This is a genomic window from Stappia sp. (assembly GCF_965276915.1).
In the GTDB taxonomy this organism is placed as follows: Bacteria; Pseudomonadota; Alphaproteobacteria; order Rhizobiales; family Stappiaceae; genus Stappia.
In genome coordinates this window covers 3,229,401-3,244,689 of sequence record NZ_OZ255709.1, presented here as the reverse complement: position 1 = coordinate 3,244,689, position 15,289 = coordinate 3,229,401, and the positions used below count along the sequence as shown (strand labels likewise).

At 66.5% G+C, this 15,289-nt stretch carries 13 protein-coding genes; 12 read left to right on the top strand and 1 reads right to left on the bottom strand.

What is annotated here, in order from left to right; genetic code table 11:
• Nucleotides 1-11: 11 nt before the first annotated feature.
• Nucleotides 12-1,094, top strand: a complete 1,083-nt coding sequence (locus tag ACQY46_RS15050; protein WP_428696848.1) for a CaiB/BaiF CoA transferase family protein — start codon at nt 12-14, stop codon at nt 1,092-1,094.
• A gap of 8 nt (nt 1,095-1,102) precedes the next feature.
• Here the strand turns inward: ACQY46_RS15050 and ACQY46_RS15045 are convergent, their stop codons facing one another.
• Nucleotides 1,103-2,356 (bottom strand): UbiH/UbiF family hydroxylase, encoded by a 1,254-nt coding sequence (locus ACQY46_RS15045; RefSeq protein ID WP_428696847.1) that lies wholly within the window; start codon nt 2,354-2,356, stop codon nt 1,103-1,105.
• Nucleotides 2,357-2,596: 240 nt separating this feature from the next.
• Between ACQY46_RS15045 and ACQY46_RS15040 the strand changes: the two genes are divergently transcribed.
• The 11 genes from ACQY46_RS15040 to ACQY46_RS14990 all read left to right on the top strand — a co-directional run bounded on the left by ACQY46_RS15040 (nt 2,597) and on the right by ACQY46_RS14990 (nt 15,286).
• Nucleotides 2,597-3,502, top strand: coding sequence for a DUF2182 domain-containing protein (locus ACQY46_RS15040; RefSeq protein ID WP_428696846.1), 906 nt, complete (start codon nt 2,597-2,599; stop codon nt 3,500-3,502).
• Nucleotides 3,503-3,648: 146 nt separating this feature from the next.
• Nucleotides 3,649-4,395 (top strand): CDP-alcohol phosphatidyltransferase family protein, encoded by a 747-nt coding sequence (locus ACQY46_RS15035; RefSeq protein ID WP_428696845.1) that lies wholly within the window; start codon nt 3,649-3,651, stop codon nt 4,393-4,395.
• Nucleotides 4,396-4,490: 95 nt separating this feature from the next.
• On the top strand, nt 4,491-5,213 hold the full coding sequence (locus tag ACQY46_RS15030; RefSeq protein ID WP_428696844.1) for a TerC family protein: 723 nt from the start codon (nt 4,491-4,493) through the stop codon (nt 5,211-5,213).
• A gap of 81 nt (nt 5,214-5,294) precedes the next feature.
• Entirely contained in the window at nt 5,295-6,272 is a 978-nt protein-coding gene (locus ACQY46_RS15025; RefSeq protein ID WP_428696843.1) for a quinone oxidoreductase family protein, read from the top strand.
• 69 nt (nt 6,273-6,341) lie between these two features.
• Entirely contained in the window at nt 6,342-7,283 is a 942-nt protein-coding gene (locus ACQY46_RS15020) for a LysR family transcriptional regulator (protein ID WP_428696842.1), read from the top strand.
• 129 nt (nt 7,284-7,412) lie between these two features.
• Nucleotides 7,413-7,775, top strand: coding sequence for a hydroxyisourate hydrolase (uraH, locus tag ACQY46_RS15015; protein ID WP_428696841.1), 363 nt, complete (start codon nt 7,413-7,415; stop codon nt 7,773-7,775).
• Between the two features lie 3 nt (nt 7,776-7,778).
• Nucleotides 7,779-9,263 (top strand): xanthine dehydrogenase small subunit, encoded by a 1,485-nt coding sequence (xdhA, locus tag ACQY46_RS15010; RefSeq protein WP_428696840.1) that lies wholly within the window; start codon nt 7,779-7,781, stop codon nt 9,261-9,263.
• Nucleotides 9,253-11,592 carry a xanthine dehydrogenase molybdopterin binding subunit gene (gene xdhB, locus ACQY46_RS15005; RefSeq protein WP_428696839.1) on the top strand — a complete coding sequence of 780 codons (2,340 nt, stop codon included), beginning with the start codon at nt 9,253-9,255 and terminating at the stop codon, nt 11,590-11,592. The genes xdhA and xdhB overlap by 11 nt, the downstream gene beginning before the upstream one ends.
• Entirely contained in the window at nt 11,589-12,614 is a 1,026-nt protein-coding gene (xdhC, locus tag ACQY46_RS15000; protein ID WP_428696838.1) for a xanthine dehydrogenase accessory protein XdhC, read from the top strand. Before xdhB ends, xdhC begins: the two co-directional genes overlap by 4 nt.
• A 19-nt stretch (nt 12,615-12,633) precedes the next feature.
• Complete coding sequence (locus ACQY46_RS14995; RefSeq protein ID WP_428696837.1) at nt 12,634-14,217, top strand: ABC transporter ATP-binding protein; 1,584 nt, start codon at nt 12,634-12,636, stop codon at nt 14,215-14,217.
• On the top strand, nt 14,207-15,286 hold the full coding sequence (locus tag ACQY46_RS14990; RefSeq protein ID WP_428696836.1) for an ABC transporter permease: 1,080 nt from the start codon (nt 14,207-14,209) through the stop codon (nt 15,284-15,286). The genes ACQY46_RS14995 and ACQY46_RS14990 overlap by 11 nt, the downstream gene beginning before the upstream one ends.
• The last annotated feature ends 3 nt before the right edge of the window (nt 15,287-15,289 follow it).

Below are 15,289 nucleotides of genomic sequence, written 5' to 3'. Positions count from 1 at the left end.
GGAAGGGCTGCATGAGCGAACAACCGCTTTCCGGTATCACCATTATCGACTTCAGCACGCTGCTGCCCGGTCCCCTGGCAAGCCTGATGCTCGCCGAGGCGGGTGCGACCGTGATCAAGATCGAGCGGCCGGGCGGGGAGGACATGCGCTTCTTCCCGCCGCGCATCGGCCCGGCAAGCGCGCTGTACGCGATGCTCAACCGTGGCAAGACCTGTGTCGAGGCCGATCTGAAGAACCCCGCCGACCGCGACAAGGTGCTGGCGCTCGTGGATGGGGCCGATGTGGTCATCGAGCAGTTCCGGCCCGGCGTGATGCAACGTGTCGGGCTCGGTGCCGATGTGCTGACGGCGCGCAATCCGCGCCTTGTGCATTGCTCGATCACCGGCTTCGGACAGAGCGGGCCGCGTTCCGGCGAAGCCGGGCATGACCTCAACTACATGGCGCTGACCGGATTGCTGGCGCTTTCCTGCGGCACGGCCGAGGCACCGGTCCTGCCTCCCGCGCAGCTTGCCGATATCGGCGGCGGCAGCTTTCCGGCGGTTATCAACATCCTTTTGGCGCTGTTTGCGCGCGAACGGACGGGGAAGGGGGCTGTCATCGACATCGCCATGTGCGACGCGATGTTCACCTTCGCCCTGTTCGCCCATGCGAAGCTTGCCGCGACCGGCGTTCTTCCGGGCAACGGCGCGGACCTCCTCACCGGCGGCTCGCCACGCTACCGGATCTATCCCGCCTCCGACGGCGGACTGATCGCGGTCGGCGCGCTGGAGGAGAAGTTCTGGGCGGCGCTGTGCGAGGCCGTGGACCTGGCGCCCGAGTTTCGCGACGACACGCGGGCCCCGGCGGCAACCGGCGAGGCTCTCGCCGCGCGTTTCGCCGCGCATGACACGGCCCATTGGTCGACGGTGCTTGCCGCTGCGGACTGCTGCGCCACACCGCTCGCGACGCTGGAGGAGGCCCTGCGCGATCCGCATTTCATGGAGCGCGGGCTGTTCGACCATATCGTCGAGACCGGCGCGCATCGCCTGCCCGCGACGGTGATGCCGATTGCTCCGGCATTTCGCGGTCCCCGGGTCGCCAAGGCGCCGCTTTGACGCGCTGATCAACCGAGTGAAAGTCCGCGCATCAGGCGCGGGCGCGCCATCATCGGGGCGATTCCCTCGCGCATCAGCAGGCGGCGCAGGGGCGGCACGCGGCTCGCCGCATAGAGTCCCACGCTGCGCAAAGCCTGCACCGGCAACAGGTCGCTCATCAGCGACCTGTTGAGGAGGTCGACGGCGGTGGTCCGCGACGCGATGTCCGGGCGCCGGGCGCGCTCGTAGCGGGCAAGGACGGCGTCCGACCCGATATCCTCGCCCTTGCTCTTGGCCGCGACAAGCAATTCGGCAAGAGCTGCAACATCGCGCAGTCCCAGATTGAGCCCCTGGGCACCGATAGGCGGGAATGCATGGGCGGCCTCGCCGACGAGCGCGCAACGGCGTACCGCGACCGTTTCCGCCGTCATGCCGCCAAGCGGATAGACCTGCCGCTTGCCGACGACCCGCATGCGTCCGAGGACCGAGGCCGCCCGGCGCTCCAGCTCCAGCGACAGCGTCTCGTCATCCATGGAGAAGAGGCGTTCGGCCTCGTCCGGCTGTTCCACGCACACAAGCGACGACCGGCGTCCCTTCAGCGGCACCAAGGTGAAGGGCCCCGTCGGCGTGTGGAATTCGTTCGAATGATTGTGGTGCGAGACGTCGTGTTCGAGGTTCAGTACCAGGGCGGATTGGGGGTAGCGCCAGGACTTCGCCGCAATGCCGGCGGCCGCGCGCACGGCCGACATGCGACCGTCCGCGCCGATGACGAGACGGGCCTCGACCCGCCGGCCGCTCTCCAGCAGGAGCGTTGCACCGTCGGTTCCGGTCTCGACGCGCGACAGCCGGTCTTCGATGCGCAGCAGCGAGGCTTCTTGCTCGCAGGCCGCCGCCAGGGCACCGTTCAGTTCGCTGTTCCGGATATTGTGGCCGAAGGCGTCGAGCTTCAGTTCCGAGGCGTCGAAGACCACCTCGGGCGCGCGCAGCAGCCGGCCGGTGGCGTCGATCAGGCGCATGTGTCGCAGCGGCGCCGTGTGCGGCTCGATCGCGGCCCACAGGTCGAGTGCGCGCAGCATTTCCACGGACGAATCGAGAAGCGCCGTCGTCCTGTCATCCTGTGCAGGCAGCGCCGGGGCGACAAGCGCCGCGGAAAAACCGTGACGGGCAAGCGCGATCGCCATCGTCATGCCCGAAGGGCCCGCGCCGACGATCGCGACATCCACCCTGTCGGAGGTGCCTGTCGTCTCCGGTTTCCTCGAACTGGCGGATTTGCGCTTTGTCATTGCCGGCTCCCTCGGCGGGTCTGCATACTCTCTTTGTGTGGAAGATGACTGTCCGGGGCGGATTTGCAAGCACTGGACATGCGCGATTGGTCGCATCCGCAAGGAAGCGGATGAACGGCTATCCCGTCTTTTGCTACCTGTAGCGGTCTTGAGCTGAGGCCTAGCGCAGGGCCGAAACACGGAAACGGAGCGGCGTGCATGGCCGGACAGGAGAAAGCGGAGCGGGGCGGAGCAGGGCGTATGCCCGGCCTGCATGCGCTTGCCCGCCGGCCGAGGGGAGCCGTCTTCCTGGCTGTCGGCGTGGCGGCCCTGGCCGGCTGGGCCTATCTCGCGGCGATGGTCGCGGCCATGGTTCCGGTCATGGACATGTCGGAACTCGGTCCCGGCATGGGGCTGTTCAACCGGTTCAACATTTTTGCCGACCTCCCGGCGGAGGCGCGCGCGGCCCTTGCTGCCATCTGCCTGCCTGAAGGAGCGACGACCTTCGGCATGCCTGTCGATGGCGCTTGGTCGACCGCCGATGCCGGTCTTGTTTTCATCATGTGGGTGATGATGGCGCTGGCGATGATGCTGCCGAGCGCGGCACCGATGATCGCGACCTATTCCGAGCAGCCGCGCCTGATCGCGGGGCGCGAGGCACGCGGCCTGCCGGTCCTGACCCTGGCGCTCGGATACCTTTCCGTCTGGATTGCCTATGCGGTCGTCGCGACCGCGGCTCAAGGGGGACTGACCGCCCTGCGGCTGGTGTCGCCGATGATGGCGCCGGCGACCCTTGTCCTCGCCGGAACCACGTTGATCGCGGCCGGGATCTACCAGTTCACGCCGGCCAAGCTTGCCTGTCTCATGCGCTGCCGCCGGCCGCTTCCCTTTTTCCTCGAACGGATACCGACGGATTATTTCAGCGTGTTCCGCCTTGGCGTCATCCAGGGGCTGCTGTGCCTGGGATGCTGCTGGGCGCTGATGACGGTGATGTTCGCGGTTGGCATCATGAACGTCGTGTGGATCGCCGTTCTCGGCCTGCTCATGGCGGTCGAGAAGACCGTTCATGCCATGTGGGTGCCCCGCGCCGTCGGAGTGCTTCTTCTCCTATGGGGAACGCTTCTGCTGGCGGCCTCCGATGCCGGGAAGGCAATACTGGGGTTTTGAGCGTGCCGTCGGCACGAGATCATTTGCGACAATTCCGTGTCAGTTGTGTTGCAGTCTGGCGCACATGAAGGCATAGGAAGAGTTTGGGGGATGTTTCTCTCGTCTCGCCGGATCGACGGCGCGGACCATTTCGCGAGGCAAGGCCTGTGGCAAAGGGCAAGACGGCGGATCTCGACGCAGGCGTCGCGGAACGGCTCAAAAGCGCTCACCCGCTGTTTCTCATTCATGTCCTGACCGCGCTCGGCGCGCCCATTGCGCTGCTCGCGCTGCTTGCAGGATCGCGCGGCGACTGGAGCATGCTCTTCGTCTGGCTCGGTATCGCGCTGGTCAGCGACGGTATCGACGGCCCCCTTGCGCGTCGTTTCGATATTGCCAGGCGCATGCCGCAATGGTCGGGCGCGTCTCTCGATTTCGTCATCGATTACGCCACCTACGTGTTCCTGCCGGCCTTCGCGCTTGCCGCAAGCGGCATGCTGTCGACGCCCTGGAACTGGATCTGTGGCGGGCTTGTCGTGTTCACCGGCGCGCTATACTTCGCCGACAACGGCATGAAACAGCCTGACGGCTCCTTCAAGGGGTTCCCGGCCGGCTGGAACATGGTCGTCTTCGGCCTGATGGTGCTGTCCTCGTCCGAGGTGTTCACGGTGATTTTCGTCGTCGCGCTATGCGCGCTGACGTTCGCCCCGATCCGGTTCGTCCATCCGGTCCGCGTCGTCAAATGGCGCATCCTGACCCTGGCGATGACGCTTGTCTGGTTCATCGCGGCGGGCTTTGCCATCGCCAACGGGATGTCGGCGGAAGGTGTGGTCAAATGGATGCTGGCCGTCTCAAGCGTCTACCTGCTTTGCGTGTCCGCCGTGCAGCAGGGACTGGACGCGCTGCGCGGAGCGTGAATTCGCTCTTGGCTTCCGGCCGGGCATTTGCCATGAGGAGGTGAGGGCGGCGCTCCTTCCCCCCGATGCCGCCCCTTGCAAGACGAGGGACCGGCATGATCGAACTGCTGAATGATCCGGCTGTGTGGGCCAGCCTCCTGACCCTGACGGTCATGGAGATCGTGCTCGGCATCGACAACATCATCTTCATCTCCGTCCTGGTCAGCCGGCTCGATCCGAAGCAGGCCAAGCGCGCACGCCAGATCGGTCTGGCGCTGGCGCTGATCTTCCGCATCGCGCTCCTGTCCATCCTGACGGTGCTGATCGGCCTGACCGCGCCCGTCTTCACTGTCCTCGGCGAAGCGATCTCCTGGCGCGACCTGATCCTGCTCGGCGGCGGGCTGTTCCTGATCGTCAAGGGCACCCACGAGATCCACCAGGGCATCGAGGGCGGTCATGGCGAGAGCGGGTCGGCGGCGGTGGCCGGATTCGGCGCGGTAATCGCGCAGATCATCGTCATCGACATGGTGTTTTCGGTCGATTCCATCGTCACGGCGATCGGCATGGCGGAGCATATCGAGGTGATGGTCGCGGCCGTGATCATCTCGATGATCGCGATGTACCTGGCCTCCGGGCCGATCTCTGCCTTCGTGCAGAAACACCCGACGACCAAGATGCTGGCGCTGGCCTTCCTGTTGCTGATCGGCGTCGCGCTGGTTGCCGACGGGCTCGGCTTCCACATCCCGCGCGGCTACATCTACTTCGCGATGGCATTCTCGGCCGGCGTGGAGATCGTCAACATCCTGGCCGCCTCGCGCCGGAAGGCGAAACACCGGTAACGCGAAAAGGGTTGCCGGCATCGGCCGGCAACCCCATGATCCCGTCCAGTTCGACAACAAGTCCCGATGGGAGCACGCGAAATGGTTCACGCAATCAGGGTTCACGAGACCGGCGGACCCGAAGTCATGCGCTGGGAGGACGTCGAGGTCGGCGCGCCGGCCGCGGGAGAGGCACGTGTCCGCCACACGGCGATCGGCCTCAACTTCATCGATACCTACTTCCGCTCGGGCCTCTATCCCGCGCCGGCAGGCACGCCGTTCATTCCCGGCAACGAGGGAGCCGGCGTGGTCGTCGCCGTCGGTGAGGGCGTCACCCATGTCGCGCCCGGCGACCGGGTCGCCTATGTGGGACCGCTCGGCTCCTATGCCGAGGAGCGGCTGGTGCCGGCCGACCGGCTGGTCAGGATCCCGGAAGGGGTCGACGACAAGACTGCCGCCGGCATGATGCTGAAGGGCATGACGGCGCGTTACCTGCTGCGCCGCACCTTCAACGTCACCTCCGACACGACGCTGCTCTTCCATGCGGCTGCCGGCGGTGTCGGCCTGATCGCCGGGCAGTGGGCGGCAAAGCTCGGCGCCACTGTCATCGGCACGGTCGGGTCCGAAGAGAAGGCGGAACTCGCACGGGCTAACGGCTATACCCACGTGATCAACTATCGCACCGAGAATTTTGTCGAGCGGGTGCGCGAAATCACCGGCGGCAAGCTTTGCGATGTCGTCTATGATTCCGTCGGCAAGGACACCTATCCCGGCTCGCTCGATTGCCTGCGGCCGCTCGGCCTGTGGGTCTCGTTCGGCCAGTCGTCCGGCCCGATCGCCGATTTCAATCTCGGCCTGCTCGGTCCGAAGGGATCGCTGTTCGCCACCCGCCCGACGCTGTTCTCCTATATCGCCTCGCGCGCGGATCTCGAGCAGACCGCCGGAGACCTGTTCGACGTCGTTCGCTCGGGCGATGTGAAGATCCAGGTGAACCAGGAATACGCGCTTTCCGACGCGGTGCGTGCCCATCAGGACCTGCAGGGCCGCAAGACCACCGGCACGACGGTTCTCGTTCCCTGATCCGATCAACAGGGGCGGCGCCTGTCGGAAAGTCCGGACAGCCGCCGCCCGGAAAGCAGACAACAGGCCATGGATCGCGCGCGCCATCTCTACGGTCCGGCGCTTCGCTATTTCGCGGCGGTGGCGGCGGCCGGCTCCATTCGCGCCGCGGCGCGAGAGCTCAACGTTGCCTCGAGCGCGGTCAACCGTCAGATCCTCTGGCTTGAGGAGACACTCGGGCATGCGCTTTTCGACCGGGTGGCGCGCGGCGTTCGCCTGACGCCGGCCGGCGAGATCCTCCGTGCCCACGTGCTTCGCACCCTGTCGGATTTCGATGCCACCGCCGGCGATCTCGACGCCCTGACCGGCATGCAGCGCGGCGGCGTGCATGTCACAAGCGTCGAAAGCGTGGCGGAAAGCCTGTTGCCCGGCGTCATCGCCGCGTTCCGGCGCAAGTTCCCGGGCATTCACATCGCGGTGCGGCTCACCGGTTCAGAGCAGGTGGCGCTGGCGGTGATTGCCGGCGAGACCGATGTCGGCTTCACCTTCGAGCCGCCGGAGGACCCGCGCCTCGACATCGCTTTCCACCGCGATCTGGCGATCGGCGCGGTCGTCCGGCCCGGGCATCCCCTGACGGCAACGCACCGGCCGAACCTGGCCGACTGCCTGGCCTACCCGTTCTGCCTGCCGTCGTCCGGCCTGTCCCTGCGCAAGCGCATCGACATGGTGCTTGCCGACCGGCCGCTCGGCCGCAGCGCCTTCGTCGAGGCGAACTCGCTGAAGCTGATGAAAGCGCTCGCCATTGCCGATGACGCCGTCATCTTCCAGACCATTCTGGGACTGGAGCGGGAACTTGCCGACGGGTCGCTTGTCTTCCTGCCCTTGCGCGATCCGCCGTTGCAACGCGACCGGTTCACGGTGCTGACGTCGTCGCATCGCGGGTTGAGCCATGCAGCGCGTGCGTTCTTCGACCATTCGGTGACCGCATTGCGCGAACGACTTTCGCATATCGATGCCGAAACGGCATCATAGGGCGCGCGAATCTGTTCTGGTCGCTGTCACAATGCTGTTGCACTCTTTCAAGGCGTGCCCAAAGGGCGGTCATGGTTCAGACTTGGCCGGACCCTGGTGCGCAAAACCGGACAACTACGGAATGGGACGATGGGACGACTGACCACGCATGTTCTCGACACCGCACTCGGCAAGCCTGCAGCGGGGCTTGCCCTGTCGTTGTGGAAGGCCGGCGGAGCGGGCGAGGAAGAGTTCAGCTGCATCGTCCGGGCGGTCACCAATTCCGATGGACGCGTCGATGCCCCGCTGCTCGATGGCGATGCCTTCGTGACGGGCATTTACGAGCTCAGGTTCGAGGCAGGTGCCTATCTGGCCTCGTCCGGCGCGGCGCTCTCCGATCCGCCGTTCCTTGATGTCATCCCGCTACGGTTCGGAATCGCCGACGCCACCGCGCATTATCACGTGCCCCTGCTGCTTTCGCCCTTCAGCTATTCCACCTACAGGGGGAGCTAGGCCATGCGCCAGGAACTCCGCTTCCTGCACAGGGGCAAGGTGGTCGAACTCGCCGACGTGCGGCCGACCGAGACTGTTCTCGATTACCTGCGCCTACGGCGTGGCCTCGTCGGTACCAAAGAAGGCTGCGGGGAGGGCGACTGCGGCGCCTGCACGGTCGCCATCGGCCGGCTCGTCGAGGGCCGGCTCGTCTATCAGCCGGTCAATTCCTGCATCCAGTTTCTCGGCATGCTTGATGGCGCGGAGCTGGTCACGGTCGAGGACCTCGCTCAGGACGGGCGCCTGCATCCGGTGCAGCAGGCGATGGTCGATTGCCACGGGTCGCAATGCGGCTTCTGCACGCCGGGCTTCATCATGAGCCTTTTCACTCTTTATCACGCGCCCGACGCGCCGCCGACGCGCAAGACGGTGACGGACTGGCTCGCCGGCAACCTGTGCCGGTGCACAGGCTATCGTCCGATCGTCGATGCGGCGATGGAGGCCTGTTTCCAGGCGGCGGACGATGCCTTTTCGCGCCGCGCGGAGGAGACGACGGCCGCCCTCGTGGAGATGGCGAGCGATCCGCACGACCTGCGGCTTGGCGATGAGGAGCGGTTCTTTGCCGCGCCAGCCTCTCTCGACAATCTCGCCGAGCTCTACGGCGCGCATCCCGACGCGACCATCGTCGCCGGTGCCACCGATGTCGGTCTCTGGGTGACGAAGCAGCTTCGCGACCTTCCACAGGTGATCTGGCTCGGCCGGGTGCGCGATTTCGAGAAGGTCGAGGAAACGCCCGGCGGCGTGCTGCTGGGGGCCGGGGCGACGTTCTCGGACACGCATGCCTTCATGGCGCGGATCGATCCGGATCTCGGCGAGCTTTGGCGGCGGATCGGCTCCCGCCAGGTGCGGGCCTCCGGCACGGTCTGCGGCAATATCGCCAACGGTTCGCCCATCGGCGACAGCCCGCCGGCGCTGATCGCGCTGGGGGCGACGCTGGAGCTGCGCAAGGGCTCCGCCTCGCGCACGGTCGCGCTTGAGGATTTCTTCATCGATTACGGCAAGCAGGACCGGGGACCAGGGGAGATCGTCACCGGCCTTTACGTGCCGCGCCTCGATCCCAATCATGCGTTTCGCTGCTTCAAGATTTCCAAGCGTTTCGATCAGGACATCACGGCCGTGCTTTGCGCGTTGCGCCTGACGCTGGCCGACGGGACGATCACCGAGGCGCGCCTTGCATTCGGAGGCATGGCGGCGACGCCCCGGCGGGCGGCAAAGGCGGAACTGGCACTGATCGGGGCGCGACCGGACCAGCCTTCGAGCTGGGCGGCAGCACTGAAGGCGCTTGGCGACGACTTCGACCCGATCAGCGACATGCGCGCCAGCGACGCGTATCGCCGGGAGGTGGCACGCGCCTTGCTCGCCAAGTCACTGGTTGAAATCGGCGGAACGCCGGACGAGAGGACACGGGTGACCGGTTTGCGCGGCGGAGAGACAAGCAATGCGGCTTGAAAACCAAACCGATGCGGCGGAGAGCGGGCTTCGGCAGGTGCGTCAGCCATCGCCGCATGACAGCGCCGCACGTCATGTCACCGGCGAGGCCGTCTATGTCGACGACATCCGCGAGCCGGCCGGCACGCTGCATGTGGTGCCGGGATGGGCGCGTGATGCAACAAGGGGCAGGATCGTCTCGCTCGATCTCGACGCGGTGCGTGCCGCGCCGGGCGTCGTCGCGGTTCTCACCGGCGCGGACGTGCCGGGAAAGAACGACGTTTCGCCGGCGCTCGGCGACGAGCCGATGTTCGCCGAGGGCGAAATCGAGTTCTGGGGCCAGCCGGTCTTCGCGGTCGTTGCCACCACGCGCGAGGCCGCCCGCCACGCGGAGCGCAAGGCACGGTTCGAGATCGACGCGCTTGCCCCGGTCCTGACCGTCGAAGACGCGGTCGACGCCGAGACAACCGTCCTGCCGGACTACCAGTTCCGCAAGGGATCGCCTGAGACCGGGCTTGCGACCGCGCGCCAGCGACTCGAAGGGTCGATGCGGATCGGTGGCCAGGAGCATTTCTACCTGGAAGGGCAGGTCTCGCTGGCGGTGCCGGGCGAGGACGGCGACATGTTCGTGCACACCTCGTCCCAGCATCCAAGCGAGACGCAGCATGTGATCGCCCGCGTTCTGGGTGAGCCGGATGCCGCGGTCACCGTCGAGGTCCGACGCATGGGCGGCGGCTTTGGCGGCAAGGAGTCCCAGGCCAACCACTGGGCCGGGATCGCCGCCGTCGCAGCGCGGGTGACCGGGCATCCCTGCAAGATGCGCCTTGATCGCGACGACGACATGATCATGACCGGAAAGCGGCACGATTTCCGGGCGGACTGGGTCCTCGGGCATGACGAGAACGGCCTGGTGCGTGCCATAGACATGCGCTTCTTCGCGCGCTGCGGATACTCGGCCGACCTGTCGCTGGGTGTCGTCGACCGGGCGATGTTCCACGCCGATTCCAGCTATTTCTACCCGGACGCGCTGATCCATTCCCGCAGGCTGAAAACCAACACCTGCTCGAACACGGCCTTTCGCGGATTTGGCGGACCGCAGGGGATGCTTGCGGCCGAGCTGATGATGGACACGCTTGCGATCCGTCTCGGCATCGATCCGCTCGACGTCCGCAAGCGCAATTTCTACCGCGACGGGCGCGACGTCACTCCCTTCGGCATGAAGGTGGAGGAGCATGCCACGCTGCATGCCGTTGTCGACGAACTGGAGGAAAGCTCCGGCTATCGGGCCCGGCGCGAGGCCATCGCCGCCTTCAATTCGACCAGCCCGATCCTGAAGAAGGGCCTGGCCCTGACCCCGGTGAAGTTCGGCATCTCCTTCACGCTGAAGCATCTCAACCAGGCCGGCGCGCTGGTGCATCTTTACACCGACGGCTCCATTCACCTGAACCATGGCGGCACCGAGATGGGGCAGGGGCTGTTCCAGAAGGTTGCCCAGATCGTTGCCGAGGAATTCGGCGTTTCGCTTGACCGGGTAAAGATCACCGCCACCCATACGGGCAAGGTGCCGAACACGGGTCCGACCGCGGCCTCGTCGGGCACCGATCTCAACGGCATGGCCGCCAGGATCGCCGCGGAAAAGATCAGGGCGCGGCTGGTTGCCTTCGCGGCCGAGCGCTTTCAGGTCGAGCCCGACACGATCTCCTTCCGGGACAATGGCGTGCGTATCGGCGAGGAGACCATCACCCTCGGCCAGCTGGCGCGCGAGGCCCACATGGCGCGGATCCAGCTCTCCGCCACGGGCTTTTATGCGACGCCGGGCATCACCTGGGACCGGCCGAGCGCCTCCGGCCAGCCGTTCTTCTATTTCGCCTATGGCGCGGCCTGTTCAGAGGTCACCATCGACACGATGACGGGGGAGATGCGCGTCGACCGGGTCGACATCCTTCACGATGTCGGCCATTCCCTCAATCCTGCCATCGACATCGGCCAGATCGAGGGTGGTTTCGTCCAGGGCATGGGCTGGCTGACCACTGAAGAACTCGTCTGGGACGATGCCGGCCGGCTGCGCACCCATGCGCCATCGACCTACAAGATCCCCACCGCCTCCGATGTGCCGGAGGACTTCCGCGTGAGCCTGTTCGGCTCGGCCGGCAATCCGTCGCCGACCGTCTACCGCTCGAAGGCGGTGGGCGAGCCGCCTGTCATGCTGGCGATCTCCGTGTTCAGCGCCGTCCACGACGCGGTGGCAAGTCTCAATCCCGGCGTGGTCCCGGACCTCGATGCCCCGGCGACGCCGGAAGAAATCCTCAAGGCCGTTTCTCATATGAAGCGGAGCCGGGCCCGCGCATGAGAGATCCCTGGAGCGCTGTCGCCGCACTGCTGGAGCGCCACGGCACTTGCGCCATGGTCAGCGTTCTTGCGCTCGAGGGCTCCGGTCCGCGCGAGACGGGCGCGCGCATGGTGGTCGCGCCCGACGGGTCGTTCCACGGCACGATTGGCGGGGGAACGCTGGAGTTCGAGGCCATTGCCCTTGCACGGAAATGCGCCGTGGCGGCAGACGATCGCCTCGCGCTGCACGGTTTCTCGCTCGGCCCCGACCTCGGCCAGTGCTGCGGCGGACGGGTGACACTCGCGGTGGAGAGCTTCAGTACCGTACGCCGGGACGAAGTGGGCCGGCTCGCGGCGACGGCCCTGTCGGGCAGGATCGCGACCCGCGCCCGGATCGCCGCGGACGGGACGGTCGGACCGCGCGAAATCCTTTCGGCGGATGCGGCCGACGGGCCGGCGCTGGACCTTTCGGGATCGCTGTTGATCGAGCGCTTCGAGATGCCGGCGACATCGCTGCTGCTGTTCGGAGCCGGGCATGTCGGACGCGCCCTGGTTCTCGCTCTGGCGCCGCTGCCGTTCAGGATCAGCTGGGTCGACAGCCGTTCGGATGCGTTTCCAGGCCATGCGCCGCGCAACGTCGTGTCCATCCATCACACCGATCCGCCCTCGCTTTTGACCGGTGCGAGCGGGCAGGACAGTGCCCTGCCGGCGGACGGGGCGGAGGTGCTGATCATGACCCATGACCACGCGCTCGACCTTGCCATCGCCGACACAGCCCTGCACCGGGCGGGCATTCGCGGGGTCGGCATGATCGGCAGCCGCACCAAGGCGGCACGCATGCGCTCCAGGCTGCGCGCGGCCGGTCACGGCGAGGAGGCGTTGGCGCGCTTTCGCTGCCCGATCGGCGTTTCCGGGATCACGTCGAAGGAGCCGCCGGCCATCGCCCTTGCCGTGGCCAGCGAACTGATGATCCGGCGAGAGGCGGCCACGACTTTCCACAACAAAGAAGATGGCAGGCTTGCCGGGGGATTGAGGGTCGTATGATAAGGGCTCGGGGGGAGCGATGACAGACAGAATACCGAGCGATCCGCCGGCGCCAGGCCGCGACAGGCAGGGAGAAATCCTGCTGGAGGCCAAGGGGATTTCCAAGCAGTTCGGCGACATCCTCGCCAATGACGACGTGTCCCTGACGATGCGGGCGGGTGAAATCCATGCGCTGCTCGGCGAGAACGGCGCTGGCAAGTCGACCCTGGTCAAGATCCTCTATGGCGCGCTCGAACCGAATGCCGGCAGCTTGCACTGGCAGGGCAGGGAGGTGTCGATCGAGACACCGGCGGAGGCGCGCCGTCTCGGCATCGGCATGGTGTTCCAGCATTTCTCGCTGTTCGAGGCGTTGACGGTCGCGGAAAACATCGCTCTGGCGATGACCCGCACAATGCCGATGCGTGATCTTTCTGCGCGCATTCGCGAGGTGTCGCGCGACTATGGCCTGACGCTCGATCCAGGTGCTGTGGTCGCGGATCTTCCCGTCGGCATCCGCCAGCGCATCGAGATCGTCCGCTGCCTGCTTCAGGAACCGCGGCTGATCATCATGGACGAACCGACATCCGTGCTGACGCCGCAGGAGGCGGATCAGCTGTTCCTGACATTGCAGCGCCTCACCTCGGAGGGCTGCGCGATCCTCTACATCTCCCACCGGCTCGAGGAAGTGCAGCGCATCTGCCACCACGCCACCGTCATGCGTCACGGCAAGGTGGTGGCCGAATGCGACCCGGCTGAGGAGACCGCCGGTTCGCTTGCCAGGCTCATGGTCGGCACCGCGGTGCATGACCTGAAGCGCGGCGTGCCGTCCCGCGAGGGGCCCGCGCGGTTGCAGCTCTGCGGACTGTCGGCCGGAGCGGAAGGCCCGTTCTCTGTGCCGCTTGAGGGCATCGACCTGACCGTGCACGGGGGCGAGGTCGTGGCGATCGCCGGCATAGCGGGAAACGGGCAGGGGGAACTCTTCGACCTGGTGTCGGGGGAACGGCGGGCCGAGAGGGCGGACAGTGTGCAGATTGACGGCAAGCCGGTCGGACGCACGGGCATTACGGCCCGGCGGCGGTCGGGGGCGGCCTTCGTCCCAGAGGAGCGGCTCGGCCATGGCGCGGTGCCCGGACTGAAGCTCTCGGAAAACATCGTGCTGACGCGCCATGCAACGGGCGACGAACTGACGCGCGGGGGCTTCGTCGACGGTCTGCGCGCCGGCCAGATGGAGCAGCGCATCAAGACCAACTACGATGTGCGCATGTCGCATGACGATCCGGAAGCGCGCTCGCTTTCGGGCGGCAACCTGCAGAAATTCGTGATCGGCCGCGAGCTTGACCGCCGACCCGGCGTGCTCGTCGTCAACCAGCCGACCTGGGGTGTCGATGCAGGCGCGGCCGCGCTCATCCGGCAGGAACTGATAGACCTCAGCCGTCAGGGTGCGGCCGTTCTGGTCATCAGCCAGGATCTCGACGAGATCTTCGAGCTGGCCGACAGGGTCGCCGTTATTTCGCGCGGGCGGCTTTCCCGGCCCGAGCCCGCGCACGGCATGACGCGCGAGCGCATCGGCCTGCTGATGGGCGGCGTCGGGGAAGGCACCGGGGGCGCGACACATGCGGCTTGAGCTGGAAAAACGCGCCGAACGATCCGGCCTGATGGCGCTGCTGTCGCCGGTGATCGCGCTCGCGCTGACGCTTGTCACCGGGGGCATCCTGTTCGCAGCCCTGGGGCAGAACCCGGTCATTGCCCTCTATACGTTCTTCATCGAACCGCTGACGGCGTCCTGGTCCCTGCAGGAGCTGGTCGTCAAGGCGACCCCGCTGATCCTCATCGGCGTCGGGCTTGCCGTCTGCTACCTGTCGAACAACTGGAACATCGGCGCGGAGGGGCAATTCACCTTCGGCGCCATTGTCGGCTGTGTCCTGCCGATCATGTTCCCCGGCTTCGCGAGCGTGCTGACGCTTCCCCTGATGCTTCTCATGGGCATCGCCGGGGGCATGGCCTGGGCGGCGATCCCGGCCTTTCTCAAGGTCCGCTTCGGCACCAACGAGATCCTCACCAGCCTGATGCTGGTCTATATCGCGCAGCTGCTGCTCGACTGGCTGGTGCGCGGCCCCTGGCGCGATCCGGAAGGGTTCAACTTTCCCGAAAGCCGCGTCTTCTCCGAGGCCGCGACCCTGCCGGCACTTTCCGACGGACGCATGCATGTCGGGGCCATCTTCGCGGTCATCGCGGTGCTGATCATGGCGGTGGTCCTGCTCAAGTCGCTGAAGGGCTTCGAGATCAGGGTGCTGGGGCAGGCACCGCGCGCGGGCCGCTTCGCCGGTTTCTCGCAGAACCGGATGGTCTGGTTCGCCTTCCTGCTTGCCGGCGGCCTTGCCGGCCTTGCCGGCATCAGCGAAGTCTCCGGGTCCGTGAACCAGCTGACGCCGATCGTCTCGCCGGGTTACGGCTTCACCGCGATCATCGTGGCGTTTCTCGGCCGGCTCAACCCGATCGGAATCTTCGTTTCCGGCTTCCTTCTGGCGCTGTCCTATCTCGGCGGGGAGGCGGCACAGGTCGGGCTCGGTATCTCCGACAAGACCACTCGCGTCTTTCAGGGCATGCTGCTTTTCTACGTGCTCGCCTGCGACACGCTCATCCTCTACCGGATCCGGCTCGGCCGGCCGGTGGCGAAGGGCAGGGGGAACTGATCC